The organism is Candidatus Baltobacteraceae bacterium, assembly GCA_036559195.1.
Classification (GTDB): Bacteria; Vulcanimicrobiota; Vulcanimicrobiia; order Vulcanimicrobiales; family Vulcanimicrobiaceae; genus JALYTZ01.
Window position 1 is genome coordinate 1 of sequence record DATBTN010000021.1, and the last position, 9,305, is coordinate 9,305.

At 61.7% G+C, this 9,305-nt stretch carries 10 protein-coding genes; 6 read left to right on the plus strand and 4 right to left on the minus strand.

The window, feature by feature from the left end; translation table 11 throughout:
- The coding region (locus VIG32_02170; protein ID HEY8296816.1) for a carboxypeptidase regulatory-like domain-containing protein at positions 1 to 1,830 on the minus strand (1,830 nt) is incomplete at its 3' end.
- Between the two features lie 200 nt (positions 1,831 to 2,030).
- Between VIG32_02170 and VIG32_02175 the strand changes: the two genes are divergently transcribed.
- A complete protein-coding gene (locus VIG32_02175) occupies positions 2,031 to 2,375 on the plus strand; it encodes a rhodanese-like domain-containing protein (GenBank protein HEY8296817.1) in 345 nt (114 codons plus the stop codon).
- Between the two features lie 10 nt (positions 2,376 to 2,385).
- On the opposite strand, the gene VIG32_02180 is transcribed toward VIG32_02175, so the two are convergent.
- Positions 2,386 to 3,900 (minus strand): MDR family MFS transporter, encoded by a 1,515-nt coding sequence (locus VIG32_02180; protein HEY8296818.1) that lies wholly within the window; start codon positions 3,898 to 3,900, stop codon positions 2,386 to 2,388.
- A 361-nt stretch (positions 3,901 to 4,261) separates the two neighbouring features.
- Between VIG32_02180 and VIG32_02185 the strand changes: the two genes are divergently transcribed.
- From VIG32_02185 to VIG32_02195, 3 genes are read left to right on the plus strand one after another with little or no spacing between them, the layout of a single operon-like run.
- Complete coding sequence (locus tag VIG32_02185) at positions 4,262 to 4,666, plus strand: type II toxin-antitoxin system VapC family toxin (GenBank protein HEY8296819.1); 405 nt, start codon at positions 4,262 to 4,264, stop codon at positions 4,664 to 4,666.
- A gap of 22 nt (positions 4,667 to 4,688) precedes the next feature.
- Positions 4,689 to 4,877 carry a PLDc N-terminal domain-containing protein gene (locus tag VIG32_02190; protein HEY8296820.1) on the plus strand — a complete coding sequence of 63 codons (189 nt, stop codon included), beginning with the start codon at positions 4,689 to 4,691 and terminating at the stop codon, positions 4,875 to 4,877.
- A complete protein-coding gene (locus VIG32_02195) occupies positions 4,878 to 5,465 on the plus strand; it encodes an HPP family protein (protein ID HEY8296821.1) in 588 nt (195 codons plus the stop codon).
- Here the strand turns inward: VIG32_02195 and VIG32_02200 are convergent.
- Positions 5,437 to 6,510: a hypothetical protein gene (locus tag VIG32_02200; protein HEY8296822.1), complete on the minus strand. Its 1,074-nt coding sequence runs from the start codon at positions 6,508 to 6,510 to the stop codon at positions 5,437 to 5,439. The two genes, VIG32_02195 and VIG32_02200, sit on opposite strands and share 29 nt — an antisense overlap.
- A 182-nt stretch (positions 6,511 to 6,692) precedes the next feature.
- Here VIG32_02200 and VIG32_02205 point away from each other — a divergent pair, with 182 nt between their 5' ends.
- The gene (locus VIG32_02205) at positions 6,693 to 8,561 is read left to right on the plus strand and encodes a multicopper oxidase domain-containing protein (protein HEY8296823.1); all 1,869 of its coding nucleotides are present in this window, start codon (positions 6,693 to 6,695) and stop codon (positions 8,559 to 8,561) included.
- Positions 8,562 to 8,642: 81 nt separating this feature from the next.
- A complete protein-coding gene (locus VIG32_02210; protein ID HEY8296824.1) occupies positions 8,643 to 8,954 on the plus strand; it encodes an EthD family reductase in 312 nt (103 codons plus the stop codon).
- 42 nt (positions 8,955 to 8,996) lie between these two features.
- Here VIG32_02210 and VIG32_02215 read toward each other — a convergent pair.
- Positions 8,997 to 9,305: 2-aminobenzoate-CoA ligase (locus VIG32_02215; GenBank protein HEY8296825.1), on the minus strand; the 309-nt coding region annotated here is incomplete at its 5' end.

Genomic DNA, 9,305 nt, shown 5'->3' on the forward strand with positions numbered 1-9,305 from the left:
GTTGCCGCAGAGACCACCGTTGAGCAGGCCGTCAAAATAGCCGGTCGCCGCGCAGGTCGGGCCGCTGATCAGCCAGTCGGAGTAGAACGTATACCCGAGCAGACGCGCGTAGGCGGTGCTGCCGAAGTTATGCGTGTACTGCGCCTTGAAGATGCCGACGTCGTTCCAAAAGCCGTCTCGCAAGGTCGTTGGCAACCCCGCGACCGGCGAGAAGGCCGTGTTTAACGGTCGATTCGTCGGTGAGTTCGGGAAGTAGTAGGGCGTAACGACTGCAGTCGACGCCGACTGCCCAAACTGTGTGCCCGAGGCGAAGATGTTCGAATCGATGTACGGAAGCGGGCTGTTCGTGGCCGCGCAGCCGACGTTATCGAAGTTCTCGTACCCGCACAGGCCGGCGTATGGGCCAGTGTATGCTCCGGCTCCGGTGAAGGTTCCGCAGTTTACCGGAACTTTGACCGATCCGCAGTTTGCAGTCGCAAACGGCAACACTTGGCCGTTGATCAACGCCAAGCCGCCGTTGTCGTTGATGCTGCTGTCGTTGATCTGATACTGCGACGAGTTGTCGAAGAGTAATTGCAGGTCGTCGCGGCCCCCGTCTTTTTTGTGCGGGATCGCGAAATGCAGATTGACGACGTTGTCACGTTCGAATTCATCGCCAAGGTAGCCATTTCCAAACGGGCCGTATCCGCGGCACGCGCCGTTGAACACGCCCGGGGTCGCGGCGGAATAGCCGATCGGCGTACCCGTCGCGTTGTTGCACGCGGGGAACGGACCATTGAGGAATTGGTTGGCGAAATTTCCGCCATCGGGGCAACCGGCGTTGATACCGCAGGTCAGCGCGCCGCCGAGCGTTGCGCTCTCGTTGTCGGCCACCAGGCCGTACGAACTTTGTCCCGATGGATCGATGTTGTTCTGATTTTGGAAATTGCCGTATGGGAAGTGCTGGTTAAATCCCATCAACCCGACGTAGTACGAAAACGTACGGGCGGGATTCGCGCCGCCGGCTTCCGCCGTCAGCCCGTGATAGAAGCCGGGCGAGCCGAGGCCGCCCTTGAGCAAGCCGAAGCCCGGATAGGTTCCGGTCTTGATGACTTGGTTGATGAAGCCGCCGAGCGTTGCCGAGGACGAGCCCGAAGGCGATCCGCCGGTGTAGACTTGCAGCTCTTGCTGGCCCAAACTCGCGAGCGAGTTGGCCTGATAGTTATCGAAGGCGCGGTTGACGGGAACGCCGTCGAACTCGTAGCCGATCTGACTGTAGGCGCTTCCACGGATATAGAAGACTTGTCCCCAGCCGTAGTTGCCGATCGACGACGTTACACCCGGCTGGGCGTACACTGCCGAATAGGCGCTGTTAAGGTTGAAGCCGCCGCCGCTGCCGGCGACCACTTGCTGCGTCGTGGCGTTGACCGAATAAATATCTGCGGTCGTACCCGACTTCACCAAACTGCCCACGGCGCGCGACGTCACGTTTGCGATCGTCTTGAGTGCGGGTCGAGTCTGGATGGCGACGGTCTGCGATTGGTCCGCAAAGACCGTGACGCCGGTGACGGAGACGGGCGTGTAGCCCTCTTTTTCCGCCGAGAGTGTGTATGTGTCCGGCGTAAGCGCCAGAAACGTGAAGTGTCCTGACCCGTCGGTGGTGGCTTTCGCGGTCTGCGAAAGCGATTGTGCCGTTACGGTGGCGTTGGCCACCGGTTTGCCGGATGTGCTATCGGTTAATGTTCCGCCGATCCCACCGGTCGTGCCCGCCAGTGCCCATGTTCCCTGGGCGAGCAGTGCGATGAGGAGCAAAACGGCCGTTAAGGCATGCCGGTATCGAAATCGAGGCATGGTTGCTCCTTACAGACGAGGCGCACCCTGTGCCAAGTGGCACGGGTTGCTGCAAAAGTCGGTTCCATGCCAAAAACGTGGTTCCTGGGAATTCCCTGAGAATTGACGTAGGTCATTTTTCCGGATTTGGAGTCGTAGATTGCAGCCTCAGGGCGGCGGGTAGACTACCGGCCAGAGGCTTGGAATCGAGGTATCGAGCGATGGACCCCCAACGCGTGCAGGGCACGACCACTCCGATCGTAGATGCGCGCCGGCATCGGCACGGCAAGCAAATTCGCGGGTCGGTGCACTACGATCCGAAGAAACTTCAAAACGTCGATCCCCTCGTGCTGCCGTTGCCGCACGATGGGCCGATCGCGGTCTATGCTGAAGACGACGAGCGCGCGGAAGCGGCCGCAGCTTTGCTGCGGGCGGCCGGCTACGATGGTGCCGCGATTCTGGACGGCGGACTGGATGCGTGGGAAGAGCGCGGCTATCCGCTCGAGGACGCGTCGGAAGAACAGCCGGTACCGGGCGACGAGTCGGCCGGTACGCGACTGCTTTAAGGCTCTCGCGCTACTCCGCCGCCAGCGCCGCTTTGGCGGGGACGGGCGTGTTTCCGTCGCGTCGCGATGGGCGCATGAAGATGACGAGCGGAATGCAGATGAAGAAGATCAGCCCCGAAATTCGGAAGAGATAATCGTAGGCGATCACTTGCGAGGCCGTTGCTACGAGCCCCGTGAGCTGACCGATCGAATGGCCGTGCGCGTGCGCCTGCGTTACGCCCGACGCGAGCGCCGACCACGCAACGGCGGCTTCGCGCGTTAGCAGGGTCGTAAGCACGGCGATGCCGAGGCTGCCGCCGAGTTGACGCACCAAGGTGGAGACGCCCGTCGCGCCGGCCAGCTCCGCGCGCGGAACCGCCCCGAGCGTGACGGTCGAAAGCGGCACGAAGAGAAAACCCAGTCCGAAACCTTGCACGAGCCGCGGCCAAAAAACGTCCCAATAGCCGGCGTATTGATTGAGATCGCCCATCCACCACGTTGCCGCGCCGAAGACGAGCATGCCGAATCCCACCAGCAGACGCGGGTCGACGTTATTGATCATGCGCCCGACGATAAGCATGCTAAAGGCGGTGGCAATCGCGCCGGGGAGCAGTGCGAGGCCGGTGTCGTAGGCCGTGAAGCCAAGCACCGTTTGAAAATACAGCGGCAGGATCAAGCTGGTTCCGAAGAGTCCGAAGCCGGTGACGATACCGATGATGTTGCCGATAGTAAACGTGCGATACCGAAATACGTTGAGGTCCACGAGCGGATAGCGATCCTTCAGCGTCTTCCAGATGAACCAAAGCAGCGCGCCGGCGGCGACGATCGTGAGCACCCAAATCGTTCCCGAGGTGTACCAGTCGTCGTGCTGACCGCGTTCGAGCACGTACTGCAGCGCGGCGAGACCGGCGCTCAACAATCCGAGCCCGAGCCAATCGATCCCGCCTTTCGGTTTTTCGATAAAGTGCGGGTTGGGAATGAATGCAAGCGTCATCAAGAATGCGACGATGCCGATTGGGATATTGACGAAGAAGATGAGCGGCCACGAGAAGTTGTCGACCAAATACCCGCCGAGCAGCGGTCCGACGGCCGGACCGACCATCGCGCCCATTCCGAAGATCGCCATCGCCGCGCCGCGCTTCTCCTGCGGGTACGTTTCGAACAGGATCGCCTGCGCCGTGGGCTGCAGCGCGCCGCCGCCGAATCCTTGCAGCACGCGATAGAAGACCAGTTGCCAAATACTCGTCGCCGTTCCGCACAGAAACGACGCGATCGTAAAGATCGCGAGGCATCCGGCGTAAAAATTCTTGCGTCCGAAGTACGCCGTCAGCCACCCGTTGAGCGGCATGGTAATGACGCTCGCGAGGATATAGCCGGTGGCGACCCAGGAGACCTCGTCGATCGAGGCTCCGAGGTTGCCGCCGATGTTGTTGAGTGCCACATTGACGATGGTCGCGTCGATGATCGCCATGATGAGGCCGAGCATCACGGTAATCGTGATGATCGCGACCGGAGCATTCTGGCGTTCTCTAAACGGATTCTTCATATTCTTCGATGGTTAACCGACTAACTATCCCGCTGGTTTCAGCGATCGTACCGGTCGTAAAAATTTGACTCCCGGCTCAATCTTACGCTAAAGTAAGGATACATCGAAATAGTAAGGAGCCTCCTGTTTTGAGTAGTTCGACGCTGACGAGCAAAGGCCAGATGACCTTACCCAAGGATGTTCGCGACCGTCTGCAGCTAAAACCCGGCGACCGCCTCGAAGTGGTGGTTGAGGGTCGGCAAGTCATTATGACTCCGGTTACCCTGCACGTCGACGATATTGCAGCCATACTCCCGATCGCGAAACGAGCGCGATCCGTGGAAGAGATGAACGAAGCAATTCGTAAGCGAGCCGCGCGGAGGTGATCGGTCTCGATACGAATGTCCTCGTTCGAATCTTGACGCGCGACGACCCCCGGCAATTCGCGGCGGCGAGCCGATACATCGCGAATAGCTGTACTGCTGAGAGCCCCGCTTTTATCAATCGAATCGTGGTCGTCGAAGTCGTTTGGGTTCTTGAAAATGCCTACGACGAATATACCCGCGATCAGATTGCCGATGCAATAGCCGGGGTTTTAAACACGGCGGAGTTTACGGTCGAGGACGGAATCTCAATTCGATCCGTGTTGGGCGACTACCGCAGTGGCGCCGATTTTGCCGACGCTCTGATAGCGACGATAAACGCGAAGCAAGGCTGCACTAAAACCGCCACGTTCGACAAAGTCGCCCGCAAGAAGTTCGAACATTTTACCGACGTAACGGCATAAGCTGCTGGGGGCTCGCTTTTTTATGAAACTCGTGCTCGAGATTCTCCTCTCCGCAATCCTTCACCCGATCGCCGTGGTCTTGGCGTGGATAAATCTCGCCGGGCGCGACGATCTCTCCACGGTCCAGAAGGTGCTCTGGGCGCTGCTCTGCCTGCTTTGGGGCGTCGGCCCGATTCTCTATATGCTGCTGGGCGGCGGTACGCTCTGGTAGATGCGTTTCGACTTCGGGGTCCTCGGCGGATTCAAGCGGCGGGCGTTTTACGTGCTGCTCTGGAGTTTCGTGACGATGCTCTTGATCGGGCTCGTCGCCGATCTCACACAGCGTCCTTATATCTTTCCATCGCTGGGTCCGACCGCACTCATGGTTTTTGCCCACCCGATGCGGCGCGACTCGGCGCCGCGTCACGTCATTCTGGGCCACGCCGCGGGCGCGCTCTGCGGATATATCGCACTTTGGTTGACCGGCCTTTTGGGCGTCGGCTTCAGTAGTGAAATCGGGGGCCGGCGCGTCCTCGCGGCCGCGATCGCGTTGGGCCTGACATCGGCGCTTATGGTGCTGCTTAAGAGCGAACACGCGCCGGCCGGCGCCACCACGCTCATCGTCGCGCTCGGGATTCTTCCGCGATTGGTCGATTTCTTGTTCTTAATGGGCGCCGTCGTATTGCTGGCGGTGCTCGCTCTAATCATCAATCGCATCTGCGCGATCGACTATCCGATCTGGAGCGCGGCGCCCTGGGTGCGTAGTCACGATGCGGAACTGCTGCGAAAAATCAATACGCAAAGAGCCAAGCGACGTTGAGCGTGCGCTGCGTTGCCGGCCGCGTCGCAAACACGCCCTCGACGCTAAAACGAACGCGATCGAAGGGACGGAAGTTTAACGCGAACGTGGTGGATCGCAGCGGCGAGCCGGCGGTGTTGGCGCTATCGTAGCGTACCACGCCGATAAGCCGGTCGCTGAAGGCCCATTCCTCCTGCGCGTAGCCGCCGCTCGAAAACGCCGCGTTGCCGCGACCGTCCGCGCTACTGTCCTTCCCGGTCTGCGCGAGCAGCGACGTGCGCGCTTTGCCGCGAACGCTCGTCACCGCTACCCCGCGCCGCCAAAAGGCGTCGCGGACCGTTCCCAGCGCGCGCGCGCCGCGATACGCGTAGCCGTGCAGCGATAGCTCCGGCGTACCGACGCGTGCGGCCAGCATGCGATCCCCGTTCGTTGCGGCGACCAGATGCGCGTCGGCGTCGCGCAGGCTCGCGCCGATTTGCACGCCCAGCCGATCGTCAAAAAACACGAACGGATTGGATCCGACCGTCTGGTCGAAAACGGCGTAATGATTTTGCGTCGGGCGCATCGTCTCGGGATCGTCGGGCAGCGGAAGCGTAAATTGCCCCACCGTCACGCCGATCGTCGGCCGCCTCGTTTCGCGCCACGCCGCGAGCGGATCGCTCGAATAGGCCACGTAGGCGTCGCGCGTGCTGCCGATGCGGCCGCCGTCGATCGCGTACTGTTCCACGCGATAGTTCAGATGGGCGCCCGCGCTGCCCATCGTTAGAAATTCAACCTCATCCACGATCGCCTTGGGCAGCCCGGACGGGTCTGCGGCACTCGCGTATGCCAGATTGGCCTTCATCGCAACCGGGAACGCCGCGTTGGCCCGCACCGGCGCCGGCCAGCGATACCCGGCGTCGCGAAACCGTTCGCCGAAGCCGTTGAGGCGAGGCACGACCGTGTGACAGGTCTGGCACGAAACGCCGAACCGGTGGGCAAAGAGCGGGATCGCTTGGGCCGGCCGCGATGCGGCCGAGAACAGCAGAAGAACGGCGAGAACGGGACTCGCCAGGCCGAAGCGCATCAATTAGCCGGTCCTAGCATGGTAGTTAGGAATGCCTAAATCGCCAAAGAGCGACGCTTTCCTGCCTCGTCGCCTCGCCGCGGCTGCGACTTCGGGCGGAAAGGTGAAGGGCCGCCTACCGATGGAATTAGGGGTGCCTAACTTTTTAAGCCCCCGCGTGGGGCCGCGCCCCGGAGGCCTTTTTGTTCAAAGCGCGCCCTTGCTTCGCGATCGCCGTCGCCGCTCTCGCCCTCATCTGTACGGCCCCCCAAGCCGCGCGGGCCGATGCCGACGCCAGCGCGGGGGCGGTCTCGACCTCGCTCGGCCTCCAGCCGATTCGTGGACCGATTCCCGCCGCCACGCCCGCTCCCGGCGAGTCGAAGGTCACGCGGCGCCCCGATGGCGCCTACCAGGCGATTCCGGCGGTCCGCGGGGGCACGAAAACCTTCAATCTGGTCGAACGTTCGGCGCCTTGGACGCTGCGTGCCGGGCTTACCGTGATGGCGAATACGTACAACGGCGTCGTGCCCGGCCCGGTTTTGCTCGTCAAGCAAGGCGATACCGTCGTCATCAACTATACGAACGACGGCCCCGCCCCCGATACCATCCACCTGCACGGCATTCACGATATTCCCGTCTCGATGGACGGCGTCGGCGGCATCTCGCAACCGCTCGTTCCGGTCGGCGGCCATTTTCAATACCGATTCGTTGCGTCGCATCCGGGCACGTTTATCTACCACACGCACGACAACGAAGCGATGCTCGATTCGGGACTGTACGGGGCCATCGTCGTCGAGCCCGCCCATCCGCTGCCGCTCGAACGCGGAGTCGCGCGCGACTTCGTCGAGGTGATATCGGCGTGGATCGTGCAGGGCGGTACGGAGAACGAGTTCACGCTCAACGGCAAGGAATATCCGCAGACGCAAGCGCTCGACGTCAAGTCGGGCGAACGTTTTCGCATTCGCTGGGTGAATATCTCCGGCGAAGCCTTTCATACGATGCACACGCACGGTCATTACCAGCGCGTCATCGCGCGCGATGCCGAGCCGCTCGATTACCGCGATATAGAAGATACCGTGAGTTTGGGGCCGGGCCAACGCGTCGACGTTATTGTGAAGGCGGACGCGAAACCCGGCACGTGGCTCGTACACTGTCACGTCAGCGATCACATCGAGGATAGTACCGGTATGCCCGACGGGCTCATCACGGCGATCCACTATATCGGAACGCCGAACACGCTCGCGTCGATGTATGCCGCGATGATGCCGGCGATGAGCGCTACCGCAAAGCACCCGCTCGGATTCTGGATGACCGTGATGCTCGGCGCGATCGCCGGGCTGACGATCTTTCTCGGACTGCCGATCGCGCGCTCGCGGCGACTCACCACGCAGACCGTCGCGCTGCTCAACGCGCTGGCTATCGGGATTTTGCTCTATCTCGTGATTGAGATCGCGCAGAACGCAACCGTGCCGATCGTTCGCGGCGTGGCCGCATGGCACGGCGGAGCCGGCGCATTTCCGGGCGCGATGATCGCGGTTTTCATCATCGGATTACTCGTCGGTCTCGTCGGGCTCGGCAGCGCGGCGATGCACTTTACCAAAAAAGCGGCCGCACACGCGGAGAATCCGATCGTGCTCGCAGCGATTATCGCGATCGGCATCGGGGCGCACAACTTCGGAGAAGGCCTCGCGATCGGTGCGTCGGCGGCATCCGGCGCGACGGCCATCGCGCTCGGGCTCATCGTCGGTTTCGCGCTGCACAACGCAACCGAGGGCTTCGGCGTGGCGGCGCCGCTCGTAGGCCGCGTCGTTCCCTCGTGGGCGCAGATCGGTCTAGCCGGTCTCATCGCGGGCGGCCCAACGTTCGTCGGCACGATCGTCGGCTATCAGTTCTCGTCACCGACGCTCTCGGTGCTCTTTCTCGCGATCGCCATCGGCGCGCTGATCTTCGTCATCGGCGAACTCTGGAGCGTCTTAAAACGCACCGGTCTTTCGGCGCTCGCCACCACCATGATGACCGCCGGCTTCCTCATCGCCTTCGCCACCGAAGTCTTCCTGGAAATCAACAGCTGAAGCGTGGAGACTGGACGCGACACCTAGGCGTTCGCCGACCTGACGACGGTTAGGCAGACGTAAGAGCGGGTAGCTAGGGGCATGAGCGTTAAATTAACCGTCGTCTACGACAACCCAACCGATCCGGCAGCTTTTGAAGAGCACTACAAGAGTAAACACGTCCCTCTCGCTGGTAAAGTCCCGGGCGTTCGACGTGCCGAACTCGCGAAGGTGTTCCCTAAAGAAGACGGCAGCCCGACGCCGGCCTATCGCGTTGCCGAGCTCTACTTCGATGACTACAAGAGTGCGTGCGCCGCAGTAGCAACACCCGAAGGTCAAGCACTCATCGCCGACGCAAAAGCCCTCGGCACCGGCGGCGTGAAGTTTCTCCTCTGCGACATCGAAAGCGCCTAAACAACAAGCGTGATCCTTCGACAAGCTCATCCTTCGACAAGCTCAGGATGACAGGGGGTGGGGGTCGGCGGCGGCGCGTTCGCGGAGGCGGTAGCGTTGGACTTTGCCGGTTTCGGTGCGCGGAAGCTGCGCGACGAATTCGATCTCGCGCGGCGCTTTGAACGCGGCGATTCGATCGCGGACGAAGCCTTTGAGTTCCTCGCATTTCGCATCGTCGGGCGCGCAGCCGTCGGTCAGAACGACGTAGGCTTTTACGATGCTGGTCGAATGGACGGGATCGGGTTTGGCGACCACGGCGCACTCGCGCACGTGATCGTGCGCGAGCAGCGCCTGTTCGACTTCCGGACCAGA

Excerpts from the sequence above, each read along its gene's own strand:
- VIG32_02175 (HEY8296817.1), top strand. The coding sequence starts at position 2,031 with ATGGACCCCCAACGCGTGCAGGGCACGACCACTCCGATCGTAGATGCG.
- VIG32_02180 (HEY8296818.1), bottom strand. The coding sequence starts at position 3,900 with ATGAAGAATCCGTTTAGAGAACGCCAGAATGCTCCGGTCGCGATCATC.
- VIG32_02190 (HEY8296820.1), top strand. The coding sequence starts at position 4,689 with ATGAAACTCGTGCTCGAGATTCTCCTCTCCGCAATCCTTCACCCGATC.
- VIG32_02195 (HEY8296821.1), top strand. The coding sequence starts at position 4,878 with ATGCGTTTCGACTTCGGGGTCCTCGGCGGATTCAAGCGGCGGGCGTTT.
- VIG32_02200 (HEY8296822.1), bottom strand. The coding sequence starts at position 6,510 with ATGCGCTTCGGCCTGGCGAGTCCCGTTCTCGCCGTTCTTCTGCTGTTC.
- VIG32_02210 (HEY8296824.1), top strand. The coding sequence starts at position 8,643 with ATGAGCGTTAAATTAACCGTCGTCTACGACAACCCAACCGATCCGGCA.